This window comes from Streptomyces sp. NPDC043812, from assembly GCF_056436245.1.
Map to the genome: position 1 here is coordinate 137425 of NZ_JBWKCY010000001.1, position 14319 is coordinate 151743.

At 68.9% G+C, this 14319-nt stretch carries 11 protein-coding genes; all 11 read right to left on the reverse strand.

Translation table 11 applies throughout. From position 1 onward, the window contains the following. The 11 genes from pgi to uvrC all read right to left on the reverse strand — a co-directional run bounded on the left by pgi (position 1) and on the right by uvrC (position 14054). Complete coding sequence (pgi, locus tag AC067Z_RS00710; protein ID WP_478787578.1) at positions 1-1650, reverse strand: glucose-6-phosphate isomerase; 1650 nt, start codon at positions 1648-1650, stop codon at positions 1-3. Between the two features lie 170 nt (positions 1651-1820). Then, positions 1821-2156 carry an RNA polymerase-binding protein RbpA gene (locus AC067Z_RS00715; protein WP_079110552.1) on the reverse strand — a complete coding sequence of 112 codons (336 nt, stop codon included), beginning with the start codon at positions 2154-2156 and terminating at the stop codon, positions 1821-1823. A 135-nt stretch (positions 2157-2291) separates the two neighbouring features. Then, positions 2292-2522: a preprotein translocase subunit SecG gene (gene secG, locus AC067Z_RS00720; protein WP_478787579.1), complete on the reverse strand. Its 231-nt coding sequence runs from the start codon at positions 2520-2522 to the stop codon at positions 2292-2294. 123 nt (positions 2523-2645) lie between these two features. Then, positions 2646-3422: a triose-phosphate isomerase gene (tpiA, locus tag AC067Z_RS00725; RefSeq protein WP_478787216.1), complete on the reverse strand. Its 777-nt coding sequence runs from the start codon at positions 3420-3422 to the stop codon at positions 2646-2648. A 5-nt stretch (positions 3423-3427) separates the two neighbouring features. Continuing rightward, positions 3428-4639, reverse strand: a complete 1212-nt coding sequence (locus AC067Z_RS00730) for a phosphoglycerate kinase (protein ID WP_478787217.1) — start codon at positions 4637-4639, stop codon at positions 3428-3430. Between the two features lie 117 nt (positions 4640-4756). Next, entirely contained in the window at positions 4757-5767 is a 1011-nt protein-coding gene (gap, locus tag AC067Z_RS00735) for a type I glyceraldehyde-3-phosphate dehydrogenase (protein ID WP_478787218.1), read from the reverse strand. Positions 5768-5988: 221 nt separating this feature from the next. Next, entirely contained in the window at positions 5989-8934 is a 2946-nt protein-coding gene (locus AC067Z_RS00740; RefSeq protein WP_478787219.1) for a M14 family metallopeptidase, read from the reverse strand. A gap of 170 nt (positions 8935-9104) precedes the next feature. Beyond that, entirely contained in the window at positions 9105-10094 is a 990-nt protein-coding gene (gene whiA / locus AC067Z_RS00745; RefSeq protein ID WP_478787220.1) for a DNA-binding protein WhiA, read from the reverse strand. Further along, positions 10085-11119, reverse strand: coding sequence for a gluconeogenesis factor YvcK family protein (locus AC067Z_RS00750; protein WP_478787221.1), 1035 nt, complete (start codon positions 11117-11119; stop codon positions 10085-10087). Before AC067Z_RS00750 ends, whiA begins: the two co-directional genes overlap by 10 nt. Continuing rightward, positions 11116-12057 (reverse strand): RNase adapter RapZ, encoded by a 942-nt coding sequence (gene rapZ, locus AC067Z_RS00755; protein WP_478787222.1) that lies wholly within the window; start codon positions 12055-12057, stop codon positions 11116-11118. The genes AC067Z_RS00750 and rapZ overlap by 4 nt, the downstream gene beginning before the upstream one ends. Beyond that, positions 12054-14054 (reverse strand): excinuclease ABC subunit UvrC, encoded by a 2001-nt coding sequence (uvrC, locus tag AC067Z_RS00760; protein WP_478787223.1) that lies wholly within the window; start codon positions 14052-14054, stop codon positions 12054-12056. The genes rapZ and uvrC overlap by 4 nt, the downstream gene beginning before the upstream one ends. Positions 14055-14319: the final 265 nt, after the last annotated feature.

Consider the following 14319-nt stretch of genomic DNA (forward strand, 5'->3'; position numbering starts at 1 on the left):
TCAGCGGCCGCGCAGTGTGCGGTACTTGGCGGCCAGCGTGGCCGTCGAGCCGTCGAGCTGCTCTCCGCCACGGCCCTCGGTCAGCACGGGCTCGATCTTCTTGGCGAGCACCTTGCCCAGCTCGACACCCCACTGGTCGAAGGAGTCGATGTTCCAGACGGCGCCCTGGACGAACACCTTGTGCTCGTACAGGGCGATGAGCTGGCCGAGCACAGAGGGAGTGAGCTCGTCGGCGAGGATCGTGGTGGTCGGGTGGTTGCCCTGGAACGTCTTGTGGGCGACCAGGTCCCCGGTCACGCCCTCCGCCCGCACCTCGTCGGGTGTCTTGCCGAAGGCAAGGGCCTGCGTCTGCGCGAAGAAGTTGGCCATCAGCAGGTCATGCTGGGCGACGAGGCCCGGCAGCAGGTCGTCAACCGGCTTGGCGAAGCCGATGAAGTCGGCGGGGATGACCTTCGTCCCCTGGTGGATCAACTGGTAGTACGCGTGCTGCCCGTTGGTGCCGGGCGTACCCCAGACGACGGGCCCGGTCTGCCAGTCCACGGGATTGCCGTCGCGGTCGACGGACTTGCCGTTGGACTCCATGTCCAGCTGCTGCAGATACGCGGTGAACTTGGACAGGTAGTGCGAGTACGGCAGGACGGCGTGCGACTGGGCGTCGAAGAACGCGCCGTACCAGATGCCCAACAGGCCCAGCAGCAGCGGGGCGTTCTCCTCGGGGGCCGCGGTGCGGAAGTGTTCGTCGACGAGGTGGAAGCCGTCCAGCATCTCCCGGAAGCGGTCGGGACCGATCGCGATCATCAGGGAGAGGCCGATGGCGGAGTCGTAGGAGTACCTGCCGCCGACCCAGTCCCAGAACTCGAACATGTTCGCCGTGTCGATGCCGAAGTCGGAGACCTTCCCGCCGTTGGTCGACAGGGCCACGAAGTGCTTGGCGACGGCTTCCTGGCCCGCCTGGAGGCCGGTGAGGAGCCAGTCGCGGGCGGAGGTGGCGTTGGTGATGGTCTCGATGGTGGTGAAGGTCTTGGACGCGATGATGAACAGCGTCTCGGCGGGGTCCAGATCGCGCACGGCCTCGTGCAGATCGGCGCCGTCGACGTTCGACACGAAACGGAACGTCAGATCGCGTGCGGTGAAGGAGCGCAGCGTCTCGTAGGCCATGGCGGGACCGAGATCGGAGCCGCCGATGCCGATGTTGACGACGTTCCTGATGCGCTTGCCGGTGTGTCCGGTCCACTCGCCGGAGCGGACCTTGTCCGAGAAGGCGGCCATCTTGTCGAGCACCGCGTGGACACCGGGGACGACGTTCTCGCCGTCGACCTCGACCACGGCGTCGCGCGGCGCGCGCAGCGCCGTGTGAAGGACGGCGCGGTCCTCGGTGGTGTTGATCTTCTCGCCGCGGAACATGGCGTCCCGCAGCCCGAAGACGCGGGTGGCATCGGCGAGCGCGCGCAGGAGCGCCAGCGTCTCGTCCGTCACCAGGTGCTTGGAGTAGTCGAGATACAGATCGCCGACCTGGAGGGTGTACGTGCTGCCGCGCTCCGCGTCCGCCGCGAACAGCTCCCGCAGGTGCGTCTCCCCCAGCTGCTCGCGGTGCTTGCCGAGAGCGGTCCATTCGGGCGTCTGGTTGAGCCTGGTCTTGCCTGCGTTCATCTCGGACATCAGCCCACTTCTTCTCGTACCTGCCTGCATGCCCCGCTGCGTGTCCAACCTAATTGATCAGGCCGGTCGGTGAGGCGTCGACTGGGCGGCGCACGAGAAGCGGCCCGGCAACGAGAAAGTCCGGCCGCTCACCCGTGAGGGTGTCCGGCCGGACTCAACAACTAGATCTCGCCGCGCAGTTTGGCGAGGGCCTCCGCGAGGATCGCTTCGCCGTCCGCGTCGCTGCGCCGCTCGCGCACATACGCAAGGTGCGTCTTGTACGGCTCGGTGCGCGGCGGGTCCGGCGGGCTGTCCCGGTCCTGACCGGCCGGGAACCCGCAGCGCGGGCAGTCCCACGTGTCGGGGACCTGTGCGTCACTGGCGAAGCTCGGCTGCGTCTCGTGCCCGTTCGAGCACCAGAAGGAGATGCGGAGGCGCGGCGCGGACTCGCCGCGTTCGGCCTCGCCCATCGGCCCCGCTCCGACCCGGCTTCCCCGGATCGCGTTGCCACTTGCCACGGTCGTAACTCCCTGCGTAATGGTGCTGCACAGCGTCTCACAGCGGCTGCGCCGCGAGTGCCCCAGTCTACGTAAGGCCCAACGCTCGTCCAGTGATTGGAGTTACACCCCAGCTCGGGACGGGAAGGAGGTGGGTCAGCTGTCCAGCTTCATCAGCAGACCAAGTACGACAATGCACGCGAACCACAGCACACCGACCACGACGGTGATGCGGTCGAGGTTGCGTTCGGCCACCGAGGACCCGCCCACGGACGACTGCATGCCGCCACCGAACATGTCGGAAAGACCGCCGCCCTTCCCCTTGTGCATCAGCACGAGCAGCATCAGCAGCCCGCTGAAGATGATCAGGGCGATCGAGAATCCCATAACCACGGCTGGACCCTACTTCCTGGCAATTCTCTCGGAACTCAACACGGACGACGGGGGCCCCGGGCTCGATGCGAGCCCCAGGCCCCCGCAAGGGTACGCCGGATCGGCGCTAGCGCATACTCACTGGTCGCGGAAGCGGACGATCTTGACGAACTCGTCGGCGTCCAGCGCGGCGCCGCCCACCAGGGCACCGTCGACGTCCGGCTGCGCCATGATCGCTGCGACGTTCCCCGACTTCACCGAGCCGCCGTACTGGATGCGGACCTTGTCGGCCAGATCCTGGCTGTAAAGCTCCGCCAGGCGCCCACGGATCGCACCGCAGACCTCCTGGGCGTCCTCGGGGGTGGCGACCTCGCCGGTGCCGATGGCCCACACCGGTTCGTAGGCGATCACGATGGACTCGGCCTGCTCGGCCGGGATGTCCTTCAGTCCGCCGTCCAGCTGGGCGAGCGTGTACGCGACCTGGTTGCCGGCCTTGCGGATGTCCAGGCCCTCGCCGACGCACAGGATCGGCGTCAGACCGTGCTTGTACGCGGCCTTCACCTTGGCGTTGCAGATCTCGTCGGTCTCGGCGTGGTACTGACGGCGCTCCGAGTGACCCACGGCGACGAAGGCACACTTCAGCTTGGCCAGCATCGGGCCGGAGATCTCACCGGTGTAGGCGCCGGAGTCGTGCGCGGAGATGTCCTGCGCACCGTACTTGATCTTGAGCTTGTCGCCGTCGACCAGGGTCTGCACGGACCGCAGGTCGGTGAAGGGGGGCAGGACGGCGACCTCGACGGCGTCGTAGTCCTTGTCGGAAAGTGCGAAGGCGAGCTTCTGGACGTGGGCGATGGCCTCGAGGTGGTTGAGGTTCATCTTCCAGTTGCCCGCCATCAGCGGGGTACGGTCACTCACAGTGTTCAGTCCTCCAGTGCGGCGAGGCCGGGAAGCGTCTTGCCCTCGAGATACTCGAGGCTCGCGCCGCCGCCGGTCGAAATGTGGCCGAATGCCTTCTCGTCGAAGCCCAGGATCCGCACGGCCGCGGCGGAGTCGCCACCGCCGACGACGGTGAAGGCCGGGGAGTCGACGAGCGCCTGGGCAACGGCCTTGGTGCCCTCGGCGTAGTCGGGGTGCTCGAAGACGCCCATCGGGCCGTTCCAGAAGACGGTGGCCGCGTCGGCGAGCTTCGATGCGTAGAGCTTGCGGGTCTCCGGACCGATGTCCAGACCCTCCTCGTCGGCGGGGATCGCGTCCGCGGCGACGACGGTCGGATTGGCGGGAGCCTTGGTCTTGAGGTCCGGGAACTCGGGCGAGACCAGGACGTCGACGGGGAGCACGAACTCCACGCCCTTGGCCTTCGCGCGCTCCAGGTAGTCGAGCACGGCCGGGATCTGGTCCGCCTGGAGGAGGGAGATGCCGACCTCGTGGCCCTGTGCCTTGAGGAAGGTGTACGCCATGCCGCCGCCGATGAGGATGCGGTCGGCCTTCTCCAGCAGGTGGTCGATGACCCCGAGCTTGTCGGAGACCTTCGCGCCGCCGAGCACGACGACGTAGGGACGCTTGACGTCATCGGTGAGCTTCTTGAGGACGCCGACCTCGGTGGCGATCAGCGAACCGGCGGCGTGCGGCAGCCTGGCCGGCAGGTCGTACACGGAGGCGTGCTTGCGGTGCACGGCACCGAAGCCGTCGCCCACGTACACGTCGGCGAGGGCGGCGAGGCTGTCCGCGAAGGCGCCGCGCTCGGCGTCGTCCTTGGACGTCTCGCCGGCGTTGAAGCGCAGGTTCTCCAGGACGGCGACCTGGCCGTCGGCCAGGCCCGCGACGACGGCCTGCGCGGACTCGCCGACCGTGTCGGTCGCGAACGCGACATCGGCGCCGAGCAGTTCACCGAGTCGCGCGGCGGCCGGGGCGAGGGAGAAGGCGGGGTCCGGGGCGCCCTTGGGGCGGCCCAGGTGCGAGGCGACGACGACACGCGCGCCCGCCTCGGCGAGCTTGGCGATCGTCGGCTGGACGGCACGGATGCGACCGTCGTCGGTGATGGTCGTGCCGTCGAGCGGCACATTGAGGTCGGCGCGGACGAATACCCGCTTGCCCGCGACCCCGTCGGCCAGCAGCTGGTCGATGGTCTTCATGTTTTGCGGCTCCTCGGAGGGCTGAACACGCGACAGGGCTCGGGCAGCGCCACATTGCGCTGCCCGAGCCCTGTCGCTCACATCGTGGTGCTCTCGTTGCAGATCAGATGGTGCAGATCAGAGCTGGTTGCCGACGAAGACCGTGAGGTCGACGAGGCGGTTGGAGTAGCCCCACTCATTGTCGTACCAGCCGAGGATCTTCACCGACTTGCCCTCCTGGACCATGGTCAGCGAGGAGTCGAAGGTGCACGACGCCGGGTCGCTGACGATGTCGGAGGAGACGATCGGGTCCTCGGTGTAGAAGAGGATGCCGTGCAGGTCGCCGTCGTCGGCAGCCTTCTTGAACGCGGCGTTGACCTCGTCCTTGGTGACCTCGCGCTGCAGCTCCACGACCAGGTCCGTGGCCGAGCCGGTCGGGACCGGGACGCGCATGGCGATGCCGTCCAGCTTGCCCTTGAGCTGCGGGAGGACCAGAGCGGTGGCCTTGGCGGCACCGGTGGTGGTCGGGATGATGTTCTCCGCGGCGGCGCGGGCGCGACGCAGGTCGGAGTGCGGGAAGTCCAGGATCCGCTGGTCGTTGGTGTACGCGTGGACCGTGGTCATCAGGCCCTTGACGATGCCGAAGTTCTCGTCGAGAACCTTGGCCATCGGCGCCACACAGTTAGTGGTGCAGGAGGCGTTGGAGATGACGTGGTGATTGGCCGCGTCGTACTTGTCCTGGTTGACGCCCATCACGATGGTGATGTCCTCGTCCTTGGCCGGAGCCGAGATGAGGACCTTCTTGGCGCCGCCGGCGATGTGCTTCTCGGCGTCGGCCTTCTTGGTGAAGATGCCGGTCGACTCGATGACGATGTCGACGCCCAGCTCACCCCACGGAATGTCGGCGGGGTTGCGCTCGGAGAGCACCTTGATGGTGTGGCCGTCGACCGTGATGGTGTCGGCGGTGTGCGTCACCTCGGCCTTGAGACGGCCGAGGATCGTGTCGTACTTCAGCAGGTGTGCCGTGGTCGCAGTGTCACCCAGGTCGTTGACAGCCACGATCTCGATGTCTGCACCCTGCTCCAGCAGCGCGCGGAAGTAGTTACGACCGATGCGGCCAAAGCCGTTGATGCCTACGCGGATCGTCACGAACCGATCTCCTCGTTGGTACGCCGGGTTTCGACGCCGGCGAGCTGTATGGGATGTCCCCGACCGCCTACGACCCTACCTCCCTGAAGGGGCCGTGGTGACATTCAGAGACGCCGTTCTGCGGGCGGATGGCGCGTACTCACCAGTAGGAATTCGGCCACTCGCGTGCGGCGGAGTGCCGGGCCGCTCACCAGCCCGGCACCCCTCTCACAAGAGCGGTTTCAGCGCCCCAGAGCGGCGAGCGCCTTCCGGACAATCCGGGCACGGTCGCCCGCGCCCGGGACGTGCTCCAGACCGAATCCGATCAGCACGCTGTCACGCGCGGTGACCGCGGCGGCGGACGGATACAGGTCCTGGCTGCGCTCCCAGTTCCCGCGCAGCGCGGGGCTGCCCTCCGGGGGACCGCCCGCGGTCCAGGGACCGAGCGAGGTCTCGAAGCCCTCGGCGGCCTGCTCCGCGCCGCCGGTCACCAGCCGGGCCTCGTCCACGAAGACTCCCCGGCCGCCGTCACCGGGGTCGGTGACGTACGAGACGGCGACCTCGATCTGCTTGCCTGCGTAGGCACCGAGATCGAACGAGGCGGCCCGCCAGCCGTCGGAGGCCCCGGTGAAGGAGTTCCAACTGCCAGTCGTGCCGCTCGCCGTGCACGCACCCGAACCGACGGTGAGGTAGTGCCGCAGGAAGGGGTGCATGTTGACGTAGAAGCCCTGGTCGCACTGGGTCGGAACGGTGGTGGACGTACCGCCGTTCGCATCGGGCAGGGTCGTCCAGTCGTTCTGACCCACGGTGTGGACCTCGACGACCGCATTGTCGTAGCCGGGCTCGGTGTTGAAGCTCAGCCGCATGTCCAGCCGGGGCGCGTCGGCAGCCGACGTCCCGGTCAGGTCGATGGTGCGGCCCAGCCGCATCCAGGAGGCGTTGCGGTGCCTGGCCGCCGCGTACCACTCGCCCTCGTACGGGGAGAACGGCATCCGCACCCCGGGATAGTCGCCCGCCCCGGCGCTGCGGAACTGCGGGAACTCGTCGGCGGGCAGGGTGTCCGAGGTGATCGTGTACGCGCCGGCCGCGTCCAGGGCGTTGCCCGGCGCTCCCGCCAGCGCACCGGAAGCTCCGGTCAGCCGTCCTGCACCGAGGAAGCTCCCCGCCCCGGCGAGCGACGCACGCCCCGCGGCACCGAGGTAGTACTGGGCGAAGTCGTCGCTCAGCGCGCCGCCGAGGTCGGCATTGCCGCCGGCCCGTTCGCCGGTGGTGAGCAGCTTCCCGCCCTCGTTGAGGTACGAGCGCACGGCCTGGGTCGTGGCCCAGGACGGCGCGTGCGCACCGCTGTACCAGACGACCGCGTCGAAGTGGCTCAGCACGCCCAGCGGATGCGGTGCGCCCTTCGTGGCAACGTCCCAGACGGCGCTGCGGCGCGTGTTGTCGGCGAGCGCCCCGGTGTAGGCGGCGGTGTGCCGTGCGGGTGCGCTGCTGCCCTCCTCGGCGACGACGAGCACGTCGGCACGCGGCCGCTCGGCGACCGTGTACGTGAAGTGCTCGCTGGAGGTGCGCTTCCCGGTCCGCGTACGGCCGGTGAACCACACCTCCACGGTGTCCCCGACGTCACCGTCCTGCACCTTCGCGCGGTACTCGTCGAAGCGGATGTTGTCCTCGCCGCCGAAGGTCTCGCCGCCCTTCCAGCGCCGGAGCGGCTGGTCGTGCGTGCGGCCGCCGTTGACGCGGTACTTGAGCTCCTTGTCCCGCAGCGACTTGCGGGCGACCACGGATACCTCCTGGTCTCCGCCGCGCGCGTAGGAGGTGGTGAAGGTGTCGGGGGTGAAGTCCGCGGCTTCGAGCCCCAGCGAGGAGGACGGCTGGTCCGGGTGGGCTGCGGTCTCGGCGACGGAGAGCGCGAACGGGATGTTCTTGGCGAACTCCTGCTGGATCAGCTTCTCGTCGTCCGGGAAGGTGAAGACGGACGCGCAGTCGGCCGCGTTCCAGGAGTCGTTCGGGTCGATGCGGGACGCGGTGGCGCAGGTCGACATCTCCGGGGTGTACATCATCATCCCGTTGACGTTGGCCGCGTGGCCGTCCGCCTCTCCGTTGGTCGTGTAGAGCTCGGAGGAGACCTGGGGGCGGTAACCGGGGATCGCCGAGTTCTCGGGCGTGCCGGCGAGTGCCTCGTAGAGGACGTCGTCGGGCGTGGGGGTGGCGACCTGCCAGCCGACGCCGTAGAGCAGCAGCTCGGCTGCGGAGTGGTAGTTGATGCCGTACGCGAAGCCGATGCGCTTCTGGAAGGCGTCGATGGCCCTGGTCTCGGGCTCGGAGCCGGCGCTGGTGCCGCGGTAGGTCTCGTCGAACGGGTCGGGGGACGAACCCTCGTTGTCGTAGCCCCATTTGTAGGCGAAGTTGCGGTTGAGGTCGACGCCGTCACCGGGGGCGATCGTGCCGTCGCCATTGTTGTCGCGCAGGTTCTTGCGCCATTGGCGCTGTTCGGTGCCGGTGAAGGTGTAGTCGTAGCCGTCGGGGTTGGCCGAGAGCACGAACCACAGTTCGGTGGTGTCCACGATCTTCGTGATGCGCGGGTCCTTGCCGTAGTTCGTGAGGTAGTGGTGCATCAGCCGCCGGGTCATCTCGGGGGTGATCCACTCGCGGGCGTGCTGGTTGGACATGTACAGCATGGCGGGCTTGGTGCCGTCGCGGTGCTTCTTGGCACCCTTGGAGATCTTGAGGGCGAGGATGTCCTGGCCCTTGACCGTCTTTCCGATGCTGATGGCCTTGGTGAGGGCCGGGTTGGCCGCCGCGGCTGCGAGGATCTCGCTCTTGAGACCGCCCTCGCCGCTGTACGGGCGGTAGACGCCGTCGCCCGCGGCCCGGACGCGCTCCTCGGCAGCTGCCGGGACGGTGTGCTCGGCGACGCCGACGCCCTGATCGCGCAGGTCGTCGGCCTGTCGTTCGGTGAGGTACAGCTCTACGGTGGCGGTGCCCTTCGCGGGCACCTGCTCGGTGAGTTCGTGCCCGTCGGCGCCGGCCGCGAGAATCAACGGCACCTGCGCCCTGGTGACTTTCGCGTGCCAGACGGAGATCTCCTCGCCGTCACCCCCCGGTGCGGCCTGCGCGATCGGCGCCGCCGACACTCCCGCGACGAGCAGTGAAGCCGCCGCGAGGATCGATCTCGCTCTGCGTCTCATAAGCCCCCCTTGCTGTTGTCTGCCCGACAAGTGAACATGCGCCAGGCTCATGACTCTCCATGATCATGTCAATAGGGCCTCTGGGGTGCCCTGCCGTGTCCGGAAACGACGCTGCCGACGCCCGAACGGGCGTCGGCAGCAAAGCTCTTGAGCTGCATGCCGGGGAAGGCTCAGCCGACGAGACCGTCGGCCATCTCCTCGGTCAGATTGGACTCCGTACCCGGAATACCCAGGTCCTGCGCCCGCTTGTCGGCCATCGCCAGCAGCCGTCGGATACGGCCCGCGACCGCGTCCTTCGTCAGCGGCGGGTCAGCGAGCGCACCCAGCTCCTCCAGGGACGCCTGCTTGTGCTCCATGCGCAGCCGGCCCGCGGCTGCGAGGTGCTCGGGCACCTCCTCGCCGAGGATCTCCAGCGCGCGCTGCACCCGGGCCCCGGCCGCGACCGCGGCACGGGCCGAGCGGCGCAGGTTCGCGTCGTCGAAGTTGGCGAGGCGGTTGGCGGTGGCACGGACCTCGCGCCGCATCCGCCGCTCCTCCCAGGCCAGCACCGATTCGTGCGCACCGAGCCTGGTCAACAGGGCGCCGATCGCGTCACCGTCCCGAACGACCACCCGGTCCACACCCCGCACCTCGCGCGCCTTCGCGGCGATGGACAGCCTGCGGGCGGCGCCGACCAGCGCCAGGGCGGCCTCCGGACCGGGGCAGGTGACCTCCAGCGAGGAGGAGCGGCCCGGCTCGGTCAGCGAGCCGTGCGCGAGGAACGCGCCGCGCCAGGCGGCCTCGGCATCGCAGGTGGCGCCCGAGACGACCTGCGGGGGCAGCCCGCGGATCGGACGCCCACGGCCGTCGACGAGACCGGTCTGGCGCGCCAGCTGATCTCCGCCCGCCACCACCCGCACGACGAAACGGGACCCTCGGCGCAGCCCGCCGGGAGCCATCACCATCAGCTCCGAGCCGTGGCCGAAGATCTCCAGGATGTCGCGCTTGAGCCGCCGCGCGGCGATCCCGGTGTCCAGCTCCGCCTCGATCACGATGCGACCGCTCACCAGGTGAAGACCGCCCGCGAACCGCAGAATCGCCGAGACCTCGGCTTTTCTGCAGCAGGTCCGCGTGACGGGGAGCCGGGAAATCTCATCCTTCACCGCTGCCGTCATCGCCATGGGCCGATCCTTCCATGCATCCGAAAAATACGGTCGTACGCGGCGGCCAACAGCTCCGGGTCGTGCTTGGGAGCGCCGTCGGGAGAGGCCACCGGAGCCAGCTCGACCGCGGCGCCGAGCCGCTTGGCGGCCTCGTCGAGGGACTCGCGGTCGGGCACTGCAGCCTCGTCGGCCAGCACCACGTCCAGGGCGAGTTTAGGCGCGTGTCGCCCCAAAACCTCCAAATGACGCTGCGGGGAGAAGCCATCTGTTTCGCCGGGTTGCGGCGCGAGATTGAGGGAGAGGACCTTCCGCGCCTTGGTCTCGACCAGCGCATCCAGCAGTTCGGGCACGAGCAGATGCGGGATCACCGAGGAGAACCAGGAACCCGGTCCGAGAACCACCCAGTCGGCGTCAAGGACGGCCGCCACGGCCTCCGGGACGGCGGGCGGGTCGTGCGGGACGAGGTGCACGGACTGCACCTCACCCGGGGTGAGCGCGACGGTCGCCTGGCCGCGCACGGTGTCCACCTCGTCCGGGCGCGCCGGATCGTGTCCGCGCACGAGGGCCTGGAGCTCCAGCGGGACGGCCGACATGGGCAGCACCCGGCCGTGCGCGCCGAGCAGTTTGCCGACCAGGTCCAGCGCCTGCACATGGTCGCCGAACTGCTCCCACAGGGCCACGATCAGCAGATTGCCGACCGCGTGCTCGTGCAGTTCGCCCTTGGACTGGAAGCGGTGCTGGATCACGCGGGCCCAGGTCTGGCCCCAGTCGTCGTCGCCGCAGAGGGCCGCAAGGGCCTTGCGAAGATCGCCGGGCGGCAGCACGCCGAGCTCCTCACGGAGCCGGCCGCTGGAGCCGCCGTCGTCGGCGACGGTGACGACCGCGGTCAGGTCTCCCGTGATGCGGCGCAGGGCCGCGAGCGACGCGGACAGACCCATGCCGCCGCCGAGGGCGACGACCTTGGGCTGAGCGCCGCGCTTCCGTGCCGAGGGCGTACGCGTGGATCTGCGCAGCCGCCGCAGCCGGAGGTTGCGTCCGGTCACTCGCGCCCCATGTCCCGGTGCACGACCACGGTCTCGACGCCGGCGGAGGACAGGCGCGCCGCCAGCTTCTCCGAGGTGGCGACCGAACGGTGCTTACCGCCGGTGCAGCCCACGGCGATGGTCACATAGCGCTTGCCCTCGCGGCGGTAGCCGGAGGCGATCAGCTGGAGCAGCTCGGTGTAGTGGTCGAGGAACTCCTTGGCCCCCGGCTGGTTGAAGACGTAGTTCGACACCTCTTCGTTCAGGCCGGTGAAGGGGCGCAGCTCGGGGACCCAGTGCGGGTTCGGCAGGAAACGCATGTCGACGACGAGGTCGGCGTCGACGGGCAGCCCGTACTTGAAGCCGAACGACATCACCGTGGCCCTCAGCTCGGGCTCCTCGTCGCCCGCGAACTGGGCGTCCATCTTGGCGCGCAGCTCGTGCACGTTGAGGCTGGAGGTGTCGATCACCAGGTCGGCGTCGCCGCGCAGCTCACGCAGCAGATCGCGCTCGGCGGCGATGCCGTCGACGATGCGGCCGTCGCCCTGCAGCGGGTGCGGCCGCCGGACCGACTCGAACCGGCGCACCAGAGCGTCGTCGGAGGACTCCAGGAAGACGATACGGCGGGTGACCTGCCGGGCTTCGAGGTCGGCGAGGGATTCACGGAGGTTGTCGAAGAAACGCCGGCCGCGCACGTCGACGACGACGGCGATGCGGGCGACATTGCCCTGGGACCGGGCGCCGAGCTCCACCATGGTGGGGATCAGCGCGGGCGGAAGGTTGTCGACGACGAACCAGCCCAGGTCCTCCAGGCACTTCGCCGCCGTGCTGCGTCCGGCACCGGACATTCCGGAGATGATCACCAGCTCGGGGATGGCCACGTCCGCGGCGGCATCGCCGGGCTCGGTCGCATTGCCCGTACTCACGTCTGCTGCTCCGTCTCCGTCGTGCTCAGTCATGGTGTGCTGCCCCCGTCGTTCTCTTCAATGATCTCTCCTGTCGCCGTGTTCACGGCGGGTGCGGCCGGAGCCGCCTGTGCGAGGGCCACGAGGACGGATTCGGCCGTTTTACGGCCCATCCCGGGGACCTCGCAGATCTGCTCGATTGTCGCCTGCCGCAGCCGCTTCACCGAGCCGAAATGCTTGATCAGAGCCTGTTTGCGGGTGTCCCCGAGGCCCGGGACCGCGTCGAGCGGACCGGTCCTGATCCGCTTCGAGCGCTTCGAGCGCTGATAGCGGATGGCGAAATCGTGAGCCGTGTCACGGACCCGCTGCAGCAGGTACAGGCCTTCGCTGGAGCGCGGCAGGACGACCGGGTCGTCGTCCTGCGGCAGCCAGACCTCTTCGAGACGCTTGGCCAGACCGCAGACCGCCACGTCGTCGATGCCGAGCTCGTCCAGCGCGCGCTGGGCGGCGGCGACCTGCGGCCGGCCGCCGTCGACCACGACGAGTTGGGGCGGGTACGCGAACTTCTTGGGCCGGCCGTCGTCCTCGGGCACCTGGTTCGGGAGGCCCTCGCTCTCCGGGTCGTCGGCGCCGATCCACTCCCCCGTCCTGTCCTTCTCCGCGAGGTAGCGCTTGAAGCGCCGGGTGATCACCTCGTGCATGGACCTGACGTCATCCTGGCCTTCGAAGCCCTTGATCTGGAAGCGTCGGTACTCGCTCTTGCGGGCGAGACCGTCCTCGAAGACGACCATGGACGCGACGACGTCCTCGCCCTGGAGGTGGGAGATGTCGAAGCACTCGATGCGCAGCGGCGCCGAATCGAGGCCCAGGGCCTCGGCAATCTCCTCCAGGGCGCGGGAACGGGTGGTCAGATCACCGGCGCGCTTCGTCTTGTGCAGGGCGAGGGCCTGCTGGGCGTTGCGCTGGACCGTTTCCATCAGGTCCTTCTTGTCTCCGCGCTGCGGAATGCGGAGCGACACGTTCGACCCGCGGCGGCCGCTCAGCCAGAGGGTGACGGCGGCCTCGTCCTCGGGTAGCGCCGGGACGAGAACTTCCTTGGGGACGGCGTCGCCGCTCTCCTCGCCGTACAACTGCTGCAGCGCGTGCTCGACCAGTCCCGCGGTGTTCACGTTCTCCACCTTGTCGGTGACCCAGCCGCGCTGGCCGCGCACGCGTCCGCCGCGGACGTGGAAGATCTGCACGGCGGCTTCCAGCTCGTCCTCGGCGAGTGCGATCAGATCGGCGTCCGTCGCGTCGGCGAGCACGACGGCGTTCTTCTCCAGGGCGCGCTTGAGCGCCTCTATGTCGTCGCGGAGCCGGGCCGCCCTCTCGTACTCCATCTCCTCGGCGGCGGCCATCATCTGCTTCTCCAGCCGGCGGATGTACGTGCCGGTGCGGCCCGCCATGAAGTCGCAGAACTCCTCGGCCAGTTCGCGGTGTTCCTCGGGCGTGACCCGTCCCACGCAGGGCGCCGAGCACTTGCCGATGTAGCCGAGCAGGCAGGGGCGGCCCTTTTGCACATGGTTCTTGAACACGCCCGCGGAGCAGGTGCGGACGGGGAAGACCCGGAGCATCAGGTCGACGGTCTCGCGGATCGCCCACGCATGGCCGTAAGGCCCGAAGTAGCGCACGCCCTTGCGCTTGGCGCCCCGCATGACCTGAACCCGCGGGAAGTCCTCGTTCAGTGTGACCGCGAGATACGGATAGCTCTTGTCGTCGCGGTATTTGACGTTGAACCGGGGGTCGTACTCCTTGATCCAGGAGTATTCCAGCTGGAGCGCCTCGACCTCGGTGGAGACCACCGTCCACTCGACGGACGCGGCGGTGGTGACCATCGTGCGCGTGCGCGGGTGGAGATTGGCCAGGTCCTGGAAGTAGCTGGAGAGACGCGGACGCAGACTCTTGGCCTTGCCGACGTAGATCACCCGGCGGTGCTCGTCGCGAAACCTGTAGACCCCCGGCGAGTCGGGGATCTGTCCCGGCTTGGGGCGGTAGCTGGAGGGGTCGGCCATGGCGTCCACCCTACTGTCGGGCGGTGACAGCGTGGTCATGTCCGCCAGGGACATGACCAGCGCGGTCGGCAGCTGTGGTCCGGGGTCCGGGCGCCCGGCAGTGTGGGGGTCCGGGCGCCCGGAGTCCGTCCGGCGCGGCCGACGGGCCGGCCCCCGCCGCCGGGGTTGTGACGTCCGAAGGCCTCGGATGAGCATCAATCCTTGTCGAGGGCAGGTCAACACGCTTCAATGCGGTGTGACACGGCCCTGTGAACGGTGAGTCCCG

Coding starts and splice junctions, on each gene's coding strand:
- pgi (WP_478787578.1), bottom strand. CDS start 1,650: ATGAACGCAGGCAAGACCAGGCTCAACCAGACGCCCGAATGGACCGCT.
- secG (WP_478787579.1), bottom strand. CDS start 2,522: ATGGGATTCTCGATCGCCCTGATCATCTTCAGCGGGCTGCTGATGCTG.
- AC067Z_RS00730 (WP_478787217.1), bottom strand. CDS start 4,639: ATGAAGACCATCGACCAGCTGCTGGCCGACGGGGTCGCGGGCAAGCGG.
- AC067Z_RS00740 (WP_478787219.1), bottom strand. CDS start 8,934: ATGAGACGCAGAGCGAGATCGATCCTCGCGGCGGCTTCACTGCTCGTC.
- whiA (WP_478787220.1), bottom strand. CDS start 10,094: ATGGCGATGACGGCAGCGGTGAAGGATGAGATTTCCCGGCTCCCCGTC.
- rapZ (WP_478787222.1), bottom strand. CDS start 12,057: ATGACTGAGCACGACGGAGACGGAGCAGCAGACGTGAGTACGGGCAAT.
- uvrC (WP_478787223.1), bottom strand. CDS start 14,054: ATGGCCGACCCCTCCAGCTACCGCCCCAAGCCGGGACAGATCCCCGAC.